Origin of the sequence: Streptomyces sp. NPDC002564 (assembly GCF_042889645.1) — a bacterium.
Classification (GTDB): Bacteria; Actinomycetota; Actinomycetes; order Streptomycetales; family Streptomycetaceae; genus Streptomyces.
The window spans coordinates 262,870-276,059 of record NZ_JBIARE010000005.1; the positions used below are offsets into that span (position 1 = coordinate 262,870).

The following is a 13,190-nucleotide window of genomic DNA, read 5'->3' on the forward strand; positions in this document are numbered from 1 at the left end:
CCACAGGGGGGAAGGTCAGGACACCTTGATCATGAATCCGTCATCGGACCCGTCGATGATGCGGTTCTTGGAGTAGAAACCGCTCACAATGCTCCCGCCTGCCCCGTTGTCCGCCTTGGGGATGGGCCGGGCGGAGAAGTTCTTCTTGGGCGCCTTGCCTTGCGGGTCGTACTTCTTCAGCGCCTGAGCGCCACCCTCGTAGGTTGCGGAGAAGGGGAACTCGTCGCACTCCTTCTTCCCGCCCTCCGCGTAGCCGGCCCCCCACTTGGCCTTGCACGCCTTGATCGCCTCATCGCGGTTGGCCTTGCGGCGGGCCTTGTCGTGAAAGAGGCGGGTGAGAGGACGGCTGGCGGTGAGGCCAGGGATGTCCTTCTTGGTGTTCACCGGCTCGGTCTTCTTCGGCGTGGTGTAGGCGTCCTTGATGTGCTGGGCCGCCAGCCGCTCCTTGGCTCCGACCTTGGTGCTGAACGGCATGGCCACCGCGTAGCTGAACGAGGCTCCGCCATCGGCCGTGGCTCCGGCCAGGTAGCTCGCCTTGTCCCAGCGCGGGGCCAGGAAGAACGGCTTGGCGCCCGTCGCCCCCTTCACGTCCCAGCCGGAGGGGTACTTCACCTTGAGGTCGGGCTGGAAGATGGTGAACAGAGCGTCATCACGGCCTGAGCCCGTACCGGACTTGCCGGTCAGGTTGTGGGAGAACCCCGGATCCGCCTGCGCGGCGAGGGTCTGCCAGCTCTTTCCGGTCGGGAGGTCGCCGCCCTGGCTGATCCGCGCGCTGGCCGGCCACGTCTGGGGCAGGGTCAGCTTCGGCGTGAGGATCATCTTGGGCGCCCCGGTCGTTCCGACGGCCTCGAACCGGTAGTGGTGGCGGATGTTCACGGTCCGGCTTCCCTTGGCGATGGTACCCACCGCCAGGAAGGCCACCTGGCTCGTACCGGTTTCCCGGTTGTTGATGGACCAGACCGAGGTCAGGGTGGCGCCTGAACAGACCGCGAAGCGGGACTTGATGTAGAACGCATCATGCGTCCGCAGGCCCTCGAGGCATTCTTCCTTGCTCATGGTCCGCGGCGGGTCCGGGTAGGGGGCCGCCGCAGCCTGCCGGGCCAGGCCACTGGACTTGGGCGGGGGCGCGGTCGAGGACGGGGTCTTCGACTTCGGCGCCCACCGGCCTGCGGGACCAAGGGTCTCCAGGGCGGCGCGGGGCTGCGTCAGCTCCTCCGACGTGGCAGGCGGTGCGGTGGTGTGCTGCTTGAGGTCTCCAAGTGTCGGCATGGGGGCGCCGATCGGGCCGACGGTGGTGGTGACCGTCATCTCCGGGGCGGGCTCGTCGAGCGCCTGGGAGGAGGCCGGGAGCGCCACCGATATCAGCACTGCGGCGATCGAGACCGCGGGCCAGCGTCTGCGCAGTAAGGGTGTGCGAGGTGATGTCTGCATCTGTCCCCGTAAAGTCGTGGCCGGTCTGTCACCGACCGTGATCGAAGTCGACCACCACATGATCATTCAGGTGAAAGTGGTGTCAACGACCTTTCAGGACAGGACGCTTCTGACGCATAGGAGGGCAGGCCCGCCCCTCCTGGCGGGGAGGCGGGCCGCGCACCCTCGGACGACTACACCGCGGCGGAGTCCTCCGGCGCCGATGTGTACTTGACGACCTGCCGACCGCAGCCCTCGGCCGGCGCGCGCAGCGCGGCGTACGTGCAGCGGGCATCGGCGAGCGGCCGACGGGCGCGAACACGGCTCGGGCTCCCCGGGGGCGACGCCGTGCCGCAGGGGCGGTACTGGATCGTCTACTCCGCGTGCGGGGAGCCGCTTGTCGTGCTGCTCGCCGGGTGCGCTAGCTGATCACAGCGCGTCAGGGTCCGACGATGACTCGCCCCTTGCCTGGCGTGCCCTGCTGCGGATCCAGCTCGCGAGCAGCACGGAGGGCGTCGTCCATCAAGTGCCGAGCTTCGGTCGCTCCGGACGGATGAACGCCCGCGTCTTCGAGAGCTTGGGCGAGATCACGCAAAAGCCGAGCGAGGCGCTTGGGGTTATCTGCGTAGGTCATGAAGGCTCCTCTTCTCCGCTACCGAGCTCGTGCCGGTTTATGGCGCGAGCGAAGTCTTGCAAGACTTCGGCCTCGGCTTTCCCTGTCAGAACGGACAACTCCTTCAGCAGGACAGCACCGAACGACAGCGCACCGTCGGCGAGTTCGCCGTAGCTTCCGTCTCGTCTGCGGTCGGCGAAGTACTGGTTGACCAGTTCGGGGTCACCTGAGGTATAGACCGTCAATGCTTCGAGTCCGGAGCACAGACGCTCATGATCACCTGACATTAAGCCCCCGTGTTTGGCGGAATCCTTGGTGGGACTGCCGGGTGTGAACCCTATAACTCGGTACTGACATCCGAACGACGTCAGGCGGCGGAAAGACCGACCTCTGTCCAGACCCGCCCGCACCCCGTGCAGTGCGCGAGCGGGGCCCGGTCCTCATCGCCGTGGGCGTCAGGTGGGTACGGCGTCCTGCTGGGCGCGTGCGAGGGCGAGGACGCGGGCGGGCGGCCAGGTGGTGCCGCACCAGCGGCACGACACGGTGCCCTCGCCGGGACGCCGGGTGAGGACGGCGCCGCAACGGGCGCCGTCGCCGTCCAGCGGGGTGGGGCAGGGGCCCATCCGGATGAGGCGGTCGGCCGGGTCGACCGGCGCGACGATCGATCGGACGGCGCGTTCGAGGTCGCGGATCTCGGCGGCGAGGTCGCCCGCAGCGGGCCATGAGGACGCGATCCATTCGACGTTGATCGAGAGGGCGCGGGCGGCGACGCGGACGCGGCGGGCGGTGTCGCCCGCGCGCACCGGGGTGCCCCAGCCGCGGTCGGCCTGCATGGCGTCCCGCCAGTCCTCCAGGACGGCGACGATGCCGCCGGGGCCGCGCAGGGTGAGCGGGGCCTCGGCGAGCGGGAGGGGGGCTTCGACGCGGGTGCGGGTGCCGACGGCGGGGCCGGTGGCGGCTGGCTGCAGGAACGCGGCCAGCGCGTCGTACCAGCGGGGTGCGCGGTCGAGGCGCTCGGCGAGGCCGCGGGCGCAGCCGGGGCACAGGTAGCCGTCCTCCAGGGCGCGCTCACACAGGCCGCACGTGATCGTCATCGGTTCTTCTTCCGTGCTGCGCGCGCTAGGGCGCGTCGGGTGGCCCGGTTGGGCCGGGGTGTCGGGGCGTCGTCGTCGACGAGCTGCTCGACGCGGCCGAGTTGGGCCTGCCAGGTAGCGCCCGGGGCGGGCGTGTGCTCGCCCCGGGGTGCGCTGCTCGGCCCGGTCACGGTGCGCCGTCCTGGTGTGGGCTGGTGGTCGTGCGGGCGGGGCCGAAGAGCTGCTCGGCTCGCCGGTAGCGGTTGATGGCGTACTCGCGGCGGGCGCACCAGGCGAAGAACGCGGCGCCGTACAGGCCGAAGATCGCCATCCACCAGACGGTGACGACCGCGGTGAAGACGCCGGCCGCTGCGAGGAGGATGGCGGCTGCGGTGAGGGCGTGGGCGTACAGCAACTGGCGCGTCATCAGCCCTCCATGGATCCGGTGCACTTGCGGTGCGCGAGGTAGCGGCTGTGGGGCTGTTCGCACTTGAAGCAGCCGGGTCCTTCGACGGTGAGGAGGTTCTCGTGGTCGAGGTGCTCGGGGTTCAGGGGGATCCCGTTGTTGAGGCGCTGGATCATGTCGTGGCTGACGCGGTGCATGGTGAGGATGGTCCAGAGGTGTTCGCCGGGGCCGGGGTCGACCAGTTCGGCGTGGATCCTGCTTGCCGGGACGGGGACGTTGGTCATCGGTTCTCCTGCGGCTGAGTGGCTGTGCGCCCGTCTACGGGGCGCAGAGGGATTCGGATGTCCGCGGAGGCGCGCGAACCCCTGCGAGGCCGGGAGGCGAGCGCCTGGCGGGCACGGCGGGGCAGTGGGGGCAGGTGTGCCCAGTGCGCGAACGGGAGGCCCGTGGTGGCGACGACGAGGAGGACGTACGCGACGACGCCGATCACGTCGGCTCCGCGATGTGCTCGTGCCCGCCCGCGGTCTCCTGGCCGGTGTGGCAGGAGCAGATGCAGGGCGCGCGGCAGACCTTGCACGAGGCGGCCTTCTTCACCGTGCCGTCGTAGCGCTGCGCCTCGGTCTGGCAGTACTCGTGTCCGGTGCGGCCGTCGGGGAGGACGGTGTCGCCGTGGACGCAGCCGGTGGACAGGTAGATGTGCACGGGGGCGGTGGGGCGGGTCACAGGTACCTCCCGCTGATCGCGATGGTGCGGATGGGCTTGCCGCGTCGGGCCAGGCCTTGGCCGATGAGGTCGGGGCTGAGGTCGTACGGGTGCCGGCGGCGGTGGCGGCGTGGGGTGAGGACGCACTGGCAGGTGGTGGTGTCGGCGGTGGCGGGGATGAAGTGCCCGCGCGTACAGCGGCGGGCCGTCACGGCTGCTCCTCCGCGGCGTCGTTCATCAGGCTGGCCAGCTGGGACCAGAGAGCCCGCGCCGCCGGCAGCTGGAGGACCAGGTCGCCGACGGGTGCCGTGGCGGTGAAGCTGGCGCCCTCGGCGACGGGGATGGTGATCCGGCCGTCGTGGTACGAGCCGCCGTCGGACGGCTCCCAGAACAGCAGTCGCGCCGGCGCCTCGGTCCCGTCGGTCGGCTGGTCGCCGCGGGTGAGATCGTCGGCGAGGCGTTGTAGGCCTGCTTGCGGGTCGAACGCACGGCGGCTCTCGGGGAGGACGGCCAGGACCGCGTCGGCACGCGGGTACTCCGCCTCCACATCGACCGTGACGAACGCTGTGTGCCCCACGGTGACCTCGGCCAGCGCGCGGGCGATGCGGTCGCGGAGGTTCTGGTCGGTGGGCGGGGTTGGCGCGGCGGTGCGGCTGGCGTCGTAGGCGGCGAGCTCCTCGCGGGTGAACTGGCGGTCGGGCATGGTGCTCCTTCGTGGTGTCGGGCGGGTCAGGCGCCGAGGTCGAGCACGCCCTGCGCGAACCGGTCGCGGGCCAGGTCGTGATAGGCGGGGTTGAGGTCGATGCCGATGTACCGGCGGCCGAGCTGCCGGGCCGCGGCGCCGGTCGTGCCGCTGCCGGAGAACGGGTCGAGGACGGTGCCGCCGGGCTTGCAGCCGGCCGTGATGCAGCGGAGCGGCAACTCGATGGGGAACACGGCGAAGTGCGCGGCGGGGTACGGCTTCGTGGTGATGTCCCAGACGTCACCGGGGTTCCGGCCGAGCGGGTGGCCGTCGACGCCGGGCTCGTCTCGCTGCGAGGTGGAATGCGTCTGCGCGGGCAGCACGCCGAGGCGCTGCCGCTCCTTGTGCCCTCGAGGCCTGCGCTGGGGGCGCATGGTGTGCGGCTCGCGGATGGCGTCGAGATCGAACCAGTACCTCGAGGCCTTCGTCAGGAGGAACAGGTGCTCGTGCCGCGACGACAGCCGGTCGGTGACCGACTCGGGCATGGCGTTGTGCTTGTACCAGATGACCTCGTTGCGGAGGATCCACCCGTCGTCCTGAAGCGCGAACGCGGTACGCCACGGGACACCGATCAGGTTCTTCGTGGGCAGCGCCGTGGTGCCGCGGATCGTCTCGGCGGTGAACGTGCAGTCGCGCCGCTGCCCGGTCTGGCCCTGGTTGTGGGTGGAGCCGGGCGGATAGGCGTAGCTGTCGCCGAGGTTGAGCCACAGCGTCCCGTCCTCGGCCAGCACACGGCGCGCCTCGGCGAACAGGGCGCGCATCGTGGCGACGTACTCCGCCGGCGTCGCCTCCAGCCCGTACTGGCCGGGCGTGCCGTAGTCGCGTAGGCCGAAGTACGGAGGGCTGGTGACGATGCAGTCGACCGAGGTATCGGGCAGCGTGCGCAGGACGTGGAGCGCGTCGCCGAGGAGCAGCGTCACGTGAGCGTCCTGGTAGTAGGGCGGCGGCATGTGGGTCTCCTGGTGGTGTCGGGACGGGCAGGACGGCTCAGGGCGTGGGGAGGACGGCGTCGTTCGCGACGGCGAGCAGCACGTCCGCGTGACACGGCTCGTCGAGCGGGCACCAGCACATGAGGTCGCGGCCGGCGAGCTCGGTACGCGCCGCCTCGACGAGGCTCGGCCGGTCGGCGATCCAGTCGCGGAACATCGCGACGGCCTGCTCGCGGGTGGCGTTCTGCACCAGGTGCGAGGTGATCGTCGTGTCGGGGTGGACGAAGGCGTGCCGTTGTCCGGACGTCTTGCCGAGGCGGCCTTCGCGCTCCCACTCGGAGCCGTCGAGGGCGGGGTAGCGGACCTGGGTGCAGGGGTTGCCCCACTTGCTGCCGCGGCCGACGTAGACGGCGCGGGCGGGCTTGCGCCAGCCCTTAGTGCGGCGGCGCTGGATTCGGGTCGGGTCGGACATGGCTGCTCCTGGTGGTGTCGGGCGGGCGGGTCAGGCGCAGATGACGCAGCGGTGATCGGCGATCTCGTTGTCGTGACAGCGGTCGACGCAGCCGCGGCAGTACGGGGTGTCGTAGTGCCGGGCGCGGCCGTCGAACCGGGTGTCGGCGGGGTCGAACGGGGTCCGGCACTTCGCGCACGCCGGCTGCTCCTCGACGTCCCCGTCGTATCCGGCGACCGCCCACCGCCCAGACGGTGCATCCCAGACGACCGACCATGCGTTGCGGTCGGTGAGGGTGCCGTCGAGGTCGATGCCGACGGGCATCCCGGCGTCGACCGCCGCGTTGAGGGCGTTGGCGATGTCCACCCAGAGCGCGCGCTCGGTACGCGGGACAGAGTCCGGTGTGGGCTGCTCGCCCTCGGTTTGCGCCGCAGGCTGCTCGGCGGCCGCGGTGACGCAGCCGGGGCAGTCGTCCGTGTGCTCCGGGTCCGCCGAGCTGTCCGCCACGACATGCCGCTCCTCGGTGGCCGGCGTGCGGCTGTCGATGTCGGCGACCCACGCCGCACACACCGCCGCGACCTGGACCAGCTCGGCACGCAGGCGGGCCGGGTCCGACTCGGCGAGGGCCTCGTACACCTCCTCCAGGAGGACGAGCGCCCACTGGGGGCCGCTGTGCTGGGCTACGAATCGTTCGACGTCCTGGCGGGCTTCGTCGGCCATGCCGACGTAGTACTCGGCGCCGGTGCCGTCGGGGTGGTGCTGCTCCCCGAACTTCGCGATCTGCCGCTGGCGTTCGGCGTCGATCTCCTCGGCGAACTTCGCGACGCCGGGGGTGGTGAAGAGGGTCGGGTACATCGTGATCTCCGAGAGGTTGTGGGCGGGTTGGGGTGGCTGGGTTGTGTGTGGGCGGGCCCGTATCCGGATGAGCTCAGGCGGCGGTCTGGTGGACGGGCGGGTGGGGCTTGGGGGTGATGTGCCAGCCGAGCGTGCGGAGTTCGGCGACGACCAGGCGGGCGAGGACCTCGGGGGAGGCGGCGGGGTGGCGGGTCATGACGGCCGCGATGACGGCGGTGACGGCGTCGGGGATCATGCGGCGGCTCCTGTGTCGACCGGGTGGTGGGGGCAGTGGCCGACGCGGACGCTGGCGAGCAGCATCCCGACGGCGATGCCGCCGGTGGCGCGCTCGTGGTGGCCGCAGGCGCAAAGCCAGTCGGCGACCGGGGTCTGGTCGCGGTCGAGGCGGCGGGCCTGGAGGCCGGGCTGGATGCCCTGGACGCGGGCGGGCTGCTCGCTCATGCTGCGGCCCGCCGTTCCGCGCGGGCGGCGGCGCGGGCGGTGCGGCACGGCGCGCAGACTGGGACGCCGATGCGGTGGTGTACGCCCGCCCCCTGTGGGGTGCCGCACACGCCGGTCCACTCGGGGAAGGCGGACGGGTCATCGATGGTGTCCGCGTCCCATGCGCCGACGGGGGCCCATCCGTTGGCCGCGGCATGGCGGCGTGAGCGGGTGATGCTGGCGGCCCGGACTCCTCGCTGCGCAGGGTCGGTGAGCCACAGCTCGTCGTACACGGTGCGCATCGTCAGGGCCCGGCGTGCCTGCACGGTGGGGCGGTTGAGCATGGACCAGAAGTTGCCGAGGAGCATGCCGAACTCGTCGGCGAGGCGCTGGTGCGGCCAGCCGCCGGCGACGAGGGCGTGGGCGCGGCGACGTGTGCCGATCGGGGTGATGAGTGTGGACGGGGCGAGGTTCTCCAGGGTGGGCTCGACGGCCAGGATGGCGGCCGCGGTCGTGGGGCGGAGCTTCTCCTGGGGGCCGGTGCCGCGTTCGGACCTTCCGTCGAGCAGAGCCTGGAGGCGCTTGCGGTCGATGTTGGCGGCGGCCGCGATGGCGCGCAGGCCCATCTGGCAGGACTGCAGGGTCCGCACGTGGGTGCGGACGGGTTCGGCGTCGGTCCAGGGCTGCCAGGTTCCGGCGGTGATGGCCTTGGTGCGGTTCTCGTCGTAGCGGCTGCGGGCTGCGGCGCACGTGTAGCAGCGGCAGCCGTCGAGCCGGTAGCGGGCGTAGCCGTGTGGGCGCTCGCTCATGCCGCACCACGCTGCTGGGCGGGGGCGACCATGGCACGGAACTTGGCCAGGGCGGCGTCGTCGTCCTCGGTGAAGCCGTCGTCTGACACCATGCGGTCGAAGGCGAGGTCGAGGGCGTATGTGAGGAACTGCCGCTCGCTGTCGGTGAGGTCCGGCCCCGGTGCGGGGAGCCCCTGCTGGTCGCGGAGCAGGGCGGCGAACTGGGCGCCGGACATGGTGACGAACCAGGCGCCCGGGTTGGTGGTGCCGCGGCGTTTGTGAAAGACGACGCCGAGGGTGGCGTGGTCGTTGTCGCGTTCGCGTTCGGCCTCGGCGACCCAGGCGGGCAGCTGGTCGCGGGCGCAGTTCTTGACCTCGATGACGACGCCCGGGATGCCGGCGATGTCGCCGCGGTCCTGCACCCCGCCCAGGGTGCGGCGCTCGGCCTGCACGAACCCGGCCTCGCGCAGGAAGCGGACGACGGCGGTTTCGGCGGCGGTGCCCTTGGCTTTCGATCGGCTCACAGCAGGGTCTCCTGTACGGGTTGGGGCGGGCAGCGGTGGTCGGCGAGGACGGTGTGGGTGCAGCGGCCGGCGCGGGTGTGCTCGGTGCCGCGCCAGTGGATGCGGTCGGCGGTGTGCTCGCCGCGGACCAGGCACCAGGTGAGGCGTCCGTCGAGGCGGGCGAGGATCTCGGCGACCGGGTCGAGCGGGGTGGGGTCGGCGCGGACGTCGATGGCGGCGACGCGGTCGGGGGTGCGGGCGGTGATGATGTCGGCGCCGCATCGGGGGCACGGCCCGGTGCGCGGGGTTTCGGCGTGGGCGTCGATGCGCGCCTGGACGACGTCGCCGAGGGTGCGCCGGAGGCGGGCGGTCACGGCGGTTCCAGCGGGAGTGCCGTTGCGAGTGCCGTTGGAGTGCCGTTGGGTTCGCCTGTGATGGCACTGGCGTATGTGCAGGTCGCACCGGGGATTGAAGATCGAAGTGCCGTTAGTGCCGTTGAAGTGCGACATGACGGCGACTTCATGTGCGCGCGTGTGCGTGTGTGAGTACAACCTCGTAGTTCAACGGCACTAACGGCACTAAAATGCCGTGACCTGCGAGAACGGGTGTTCCGCAACGGCACTTTCAACGGCACTGCAACGGCACTCAACGGCACTCGCAACGGCACTTCGATCACCAGCCCTGCGGTTCGTCGGCGTCACCCTCGGCGAGCAGGCCGAGGCCGGCGTAGAAGTAGCGGCCGGACGACGGCTTGCGGGCGATGCCGCGAGCCTTCAGTTCCCGGCCGAACGTGCGGGCGTCCATGGCGTCTTCGCCCTCGCCGTGGCACCACGTTTCGTAGGTGGAGCGGACGCGGCCTGTCTCGGTACGCACGTGGGCGACGGGGCCGCGGACGCAGCAGTCCTCGAGGAAGCGCCCGATGTGGTCCTCTTCGGCCGCGTAGGCGGCGGTGGCGGCCTTCACGGAGTCGGGCTCGCGGAGCCCGTTGGTGAAGTGGTCTACGGCCCCGGCGATGATCCAGGCGAGGATGCCCGGTCCTTCCTCAGCGGTGAGGATGTCGGCCAGGCCTTCGATCTTCTTCGACTCGGGGACGGTGTAGTCGAAGGGCACTAGGCGCAGGCGCCGCCAGAAGCTGTCGCCGCCTGCCTTGACGCGCGGCTGGTGGTTGCCCATCAGCCACAGGTGGTGGGTGGGCTCGAACTCGAAGAACGATTGGTGCATGAAGCGGGCGGTGAGGGTGTCGCCGCCGGTGAGTTCCTTGAGCTTGGCCTCGTCGAAACGGGCGTCGGGGTTGATCTCGGAGGCGACGACCAGGCGCAGGCCCTGCAGCCGGGCGAGTTCTTCGGAGTGCTCTTGCCGTCCGGCCATGAGGAATCCGGCGGGGGCGGGCCCGGCATAGTTGCCGAGCAGGTGCCGCAGCACGTCCATGAGGACGGACTTGCCGTTGCCGCCGGGGCCGTGCAGGAAGGGGAAGACGTGGGTGCCGGTGTCCGCCGAGGAGGAGTAGCCGGCCAGGCGCTGGACGAACGAGCTCATGCCGGCGTTGCCGCCGAAGGTGTCGGCGAGGAACTGCAGCCACCGCGGGGTGGGCAGGTCCGGGTCGGGTGCGACGAGGGTGGAGCGGGTGTGCAGGGCGGCCGGGTCGGAGGGGGCGATGGTGCCCGTGCGCAGGTCGACGATGCCACCGGGGGTGTTGAGGTGGCGGGGGGCGGCGTCGAGCGCGGTGACGGGGACGGCAAGGCGCCGGTCGGATTGGGCGAGACCGACCAGGGCTGTGATCTTGTTGCGGCTCAGGCTGGTGTTGCGGTGCTTGCGCGCGGCCTTGCGCATGTCGTCGCCGAAGACGGTGACGTCAAGGTTGCGGACGAGCGTGCGGGCCATCTCGATGGAGAGGCCGTCCTCATCCCACGCCCACCGGTGCCCGTCCCAGACGAGCCAGGAGCCACGCTGCGGGACGTAGCGAAGCTGCGTGTGGAAGGTGTCGGCGAACAGGAGGGCGTTGCCGTCGTCGGTGAACGTGTCGGGCCAGCGCGCGTTGTCTGTGGCCGGGCTGGGTTCGTCGACGTGGAGGGCGGCGGTGCCGTCGGTGGGTGCGGCTGGGGCCGGGACGACGGAGAGGTGCCGGGCGGGTTCGGGCCGCTGTCCGTAGCCCTGGGCGCGGAGATGGCGGGCGGCGGCGGAGTGGTCGCCGCCGTGTTCGAGGAGGGCGTAGGCGCCGGGTTTCGTGTAGGGGGTCTCCTGCTCGAACTCGGTGGAGGAGCTGAAGACGAAGAGGCGGTCCCGCGCGGCGTCCCTGCCCGTGGTGGCGGAGACGCCGACGTTCTTGCCGGGGCGCCGCCAGTACGAGGTGTGCCCGCTGGTGAAGAGGAGCTGCCAACCGTGCGGCTTGAGGATGTCGGACCACGGGGTGCGCTGCTCGAAGTCGTCGAGCGGGGACAGCCCGCCGTCCCCTGACGGCGGGCTGCCGAAGAGGAACGCGGCGGCCGGGTCGGTGCTCTGAACTGCGTCGGCGTGGGCCGGTTCTTGTTTTGCCACCTCGGATGAGGCGGTGGTGTCGAGCATGCGGGCGATGGTGTGAAGGGCGTCGCGCTCGTCGGCGGTGATGGTGGCGATGGAGGCGGGGCCGCCGGTGGCGAGTTCCCAGGGGCGGCCGGTCTCGTGGACGGGCCCGTGGCTGGGGGCGGTGACGACGAAGCCTCCCTCCCCGCGCGTCTCGATCAGGTCGCGGAAGAACACCTTGGCGGGCTTCTCGGCGAGGACTGCGCGCTCCTGGCCGTTGAGTTCGTCGGGGGCGGCGGTGCGGCGGGCCAGCTTGGTGTTCGGCAGGACGGACCCGCCGTCGACGCGGTAGATGAGGTGGTAGCCGCCGGACGGGGTGCGCTCGCAGTACCCGCGCTTGATCGCGTTCCAGATGTCGCCGAGCCCTGACGCCTCGACGATCTCCCCGTACGCGTCGTGCACGTTCTCGTCGATGGCGCGGCCCTCGAACTCGATCATTTCGAGGCCGCCGCTGACGGCGCCGAGGATGATGCCGAGCCCGGGGTGCCCGCCGTCGAACCACGTGTGCAGCTGCTCGGTGGTGGCGCGGTCGGACTGCGCCTGCTTCCACTGTCCTGCGGGGGCCTTGGTGCCGTTTGCGGCCGCGCGGACGACGCTCGCGCCCGCCTCGTGCCAGGCGAGAGCGGCGGTCAGCGTGTCCTGCTGCGGCGTGCTCAAGGTGCGTGCTCCTCGGGACGAGGCGGGTGAGGGAAGAGGGGGTGGTCCGCCGCCGGGCGGGGGGTGTGGGGGGGCCCGGCGGCGGACGGTCAGGCGGCGGGCGCGAGTTGCTCGTATAGGGCCTGGCACGCGTCGCACGGGCAGGTCCTCGTGCCCGTACTGCCGGTCTCGGTGGGCAGGCCCTCGCCCGGCGGGATGATTCGTTCGACGCGGTTGCCCTTGCGGTCGAACGTGGGCATGACCTCGGGATCCCCGAGCGTCTTGCACCTCTTGCCGCAGGGGGCACCCGCCTTGGCGGTGCAGGCTCGCTTGCCGTCGGCGTCCGTGGCGTGGTTGATGTCGTTGTGGCCGCAGCTGCAGCGGTGTCCGATCAGAGCCATGTCGACCTTCCGTTGTGTGATTGGTCCGCCTGCCGACGCGGGAGTCGTCGCGTCGGCAGGCGGCGTTGGGGTGGGGTCAGAACGGCGGCTCTCCGCCAGCGACCGGGGACGGGGGCTGCGCTGCGGCCTGCTGGGCGAGCGCGGCGGTGGCGGGGTGATGCTGCGCGGCGGCGTGCTGCTCGGTGGTGAGGCCGGGCGGCGGGGTGGTGATCTCGCCGGTGGTGGGGTTCACGCCGGGCGGCGCTGCGGGGGTCGGCGCGGGCGTCTGGCCGACGCCGAGGTGCGCGGCCGCGGCGGCGGTGTACTTGGCGTCGTACTGCTTGGGCGGGGACATGCCCCGCTCCTTGGCGACGCCGTCGTGCGTGTACTTCACCCACAGGGAGCCGCCGACCTCGAGGCCCTTGGCACCCGCCACGCGCACGGCGTCGGCTACGGCGTTCTTCATGACGCCCTTAATGAAGATGCGGCGTTTTCCGTCGTCGTCCTCGATGGCGGGGTCCCGCTCGTCGGTCTGGACGGTGACGACCAGCTGCATCATCGGGTCTCCGTTGGACCAGGTCTTGTGCTCGCCGGTCTTGATGTCGCGCTGCTGCTCGACCTTCGGCGGCTCTGTGATGCGGCCGCCGACGACCGTGTTCGGGGTGGGGAATTTGGCGGTGGGTGCGCCACCGCCGCCCATGAGGAAGCTGTTTGCGTCCACTG

At 71.3% G+C, this 13,190-nt stretch carries 20 protein-coding genes; all 20 read right to left on the reverse strand.

Annotation, left to right across the window (positions count from 1 at the left end; all coding sequences use genetic code 11):
- Window positions 1-15: 15 nt before the first annotated feature.
- Window positions 16-1,368, reverse strand: a complete 1,353-nt coding sequence (locus tag ACFYXE_RS20075) for a hypothetical protein (RefSeq protein WP_389314116.1) — start codon at window positions 1,366-1,368, stop codon at window positions 16-18.
- Between the two features lie 481 nt (window positions 1,369-1,849).
- Window positions 1,850-2,044: a hypothetical protein gene (locus ACFYXE_RS20080; protein ID WP_389314118.1), complete on the reverse strand. Its 195-nt coding sequence runs from the start codon at window positions 2,042-2,044 to the stop codon at window positions 1,850-1,852.
- Complete coding sequence (locus tag ACFYXE_RS20085) at window positions 2,041-2,310, reverse strand: hypothetical protein (RefSeq protein ID WP_389314119.1); 270 nt, start codon at window positions 2,308-2,310, stop codon at window positions 2,041-2,043. The genes ACFYXE_RS20080 and ACFYXE_RS20085 overlap by 4 nt, the downstream gene beginning before the upstream one ends.
- Before the next feature lie 168 nt (window positions 2,311-2,478).
- Window positions 2,479-3,117, reverse strand: coding sequence for a hypothetical protein (locus ACFYXE_RS20090; protein ID WP_389314121.1), 639 nt, complete (start codon window positions 3,115-3,117; stop codon window positions 2,479-2,481).
- A gap of 166 nt (window positions 3,118-3,283) precedes the next feature.
- Complete coding sequence (locus ACFYXE_RS20095) at window positions 3,284-3,523, reverse strand: hypothetical protein (RefSeq protein WP_389314123.1); 240 nt, start codon at window positions 3,521-3,523, stop codon at window positions 3,284-3,286.
- Window positions 3,523-3,786, reverse strand: coding sequence for a hypothetical protein (locus tag ACFYXE_RS20100; protein WP_389314125.1), 264 nt, complete (start codon window positions 3,784-3,786; stop codon window positions 3,523-3,525). Before ACFYXE_RS20100 ends, ACFYXE_RS20095 begins: the two co-directional genes overlap by 1 nt.
- A gap of 202 nt (window positions 3,787-3,988) precedes the next feature.
- On the reverse strand, window positions 3,989-4,225 hold the full coding sequence (locus tag ACFYXE_RS20105) for a hypothetical protein (protein WP_389314127.1): 237 nt from the start codon (window positions 4,223-4,225) through the stop codon (window positions 3,989-3,991).
- Window positions 4,222-4,416 carry a hypothetical protein gene (locus ACFYXE_RS20110; protein ID WP_389314129.1) on the reverse strand — a complete coding sequence of 65 codons (195 nt, stop codon included), beginning with the start codon at window positions 4,414-4,416 and terminating at the stop codon, window positions 4,222-4,224. Before ACFYXE_RS20110 ends, ACFYXE_RS20105 begins: the two co-directional genes overlap by 4 nt.
- Window positions 4,413-4,907, reverse strand: a complete 495-nt coding sequence (locus ACFYXE_RS20115) for a hypothetical protein (RefSeq protein ID WP_389314130.1) — start codon at window positions 4,905-4,907, stop codon at window positions 4,413-4,415. The genes ACFYXE_RS20110 and ACFYXE_RS20115 overlap by 4 nt, the downstream gene beginning before the upstream one ends.
- 26 nt (window positions 4,908-4,933) lie before the next feature.
- Window positions 4,934-5,896 carry a DNA-methyltransferase gene (locus ACFYXE_RS20120; RefSeq protein ID WP_389314132.1) on the reverse strand — a complete coding sequence of 321 codons (963 nt, stop codon included), beginning with the start codon at window positions 5,894-5,896 and terminating at the stop codon, window positions 4,934-4,936.
- Window positions 5,897-5,933: 37 nt separating this feature from the next.
- A complete protein-coding gene (locus ACFYXE_RS20125; RefSeq protein ID WP_389314134.1) occupies window positions 5,934-6,347 on the reverse strand; it encodes a DUF4326 domain-containing protein in 414 nt (137 codons plus the stop codon).
- A 30-nt stretch (window positions 6,348-6,377) separates the two neighbouring features.
- Window positions 6,378-7,181, reverse strand: a complete 804-nt coding sequence (locus ACFYXE_RS20130; protein ID WP_389314136.1) for a hypothetical protein — start codon at window positions 7,179-7,181, stop codon at window positions 6,378-6,380.
- 73 nt (window positions 7,182-7,254) lie between these two features.
- Window positions 7,255-7,416 (reverse strand): hypothetical protein, encoded by a 162-nt coding sequence (locus ACFYXE_RS20135; RefSeq protein WP_389314138.1) that lies wholly within the window; start codon window positions 7,414-7,416, stop codon window positions 7,255-7,257.
- Window positions 7,413-7,622 (reverse strand): hypothetical protein, encoded by a 210-nt coding sequence (locus tag ACFYXE_RS20140; RefSeq protein WP_389314140.1) that lies wholly within the window; start codon window positions 7,620-7,622, stop codon window positions 7,413-7,415. Before ACFYXE_RS20140 ends, ACFYXE_RS20135 begins: the two co-directional genes overlap by 4 nt.
- On the reverse strand, window positions 7,619-8,410 hold the full coding sequence (locus ACFYXE_RS20145) for a hypothetical protein (protein WP_389314142.1): 792 nt from the start codon (window positions 8,408-8,410) through the stop codon (window positions 7,619-7,621). Before ACFYXE_RS20145 ends, ACFYXE_RS20140 begins: the two co-directional genes overlap by 4 nt.
- Entirely contained in the window at window positions 8,407-8,913 is a 507-nt protein-coding gene (locus ACFYXE_RS20150) for a hypothetical protein (RefSeq protein ID WP_389314144.1), read from the reverse strand. The genes ACFYXE_RS20145 and ACFYXE_RS20150 overlap by 4 nt, the downstream gene beginning before the upstream one ends.
- Window positions 8,910-9,266 (reverse strand): hypothetical protein, encoded by a 357-nt coding sequence (locus tag ACFYXE_RS20155; protein WP_389314146.1) that lies wholly within the window; start codon window positions 9,264-9,266, stop codon window positions 8,910-8,912. Before ACFYXE_RS20155 ends, ACFYXE_RS20150 begins: the two co-directional genes overlap by 4 nt.
- A 298-nt stretch (window positions 9,267-9,564) precedes the next feature.
- A complete protein-coding gene (locus ACFYXE_RS20160; RefSeq protein WP_389314148.1) occupies window positions 9,565-12,108 on the reverse strand; it encodes a phage/plasmid primase, P4 family in 2,544 nt (847 codons plus the stop codon).
- Window positions 12,109-12,197: 89 nt separating this feature from the next.
- Window positions 12,198-12,488, reverse strand: coding sequence for a hypothetical protein (locus ACFYXE_RS20165; protein ID WP_389314150.1), 291 nt, complete (start codon window positions 12,486-12,488; stop codon window positions 12,198-12,200).
- A gap of 76 nt (window positions 12,489-12,564) precedes the next feature.
- A complete protein-coding gene (locus ACFYXE_RS20170) occupies window positions 12,565-13,188 on the reverse strand; it encodes a hypothetical protein (RefSeq protein ID WP_389314152.1) in 624 nt (207 codons plus the stop codon).
- Window positions 13,189-13,190: the final 2 nt, after the last annotated feature.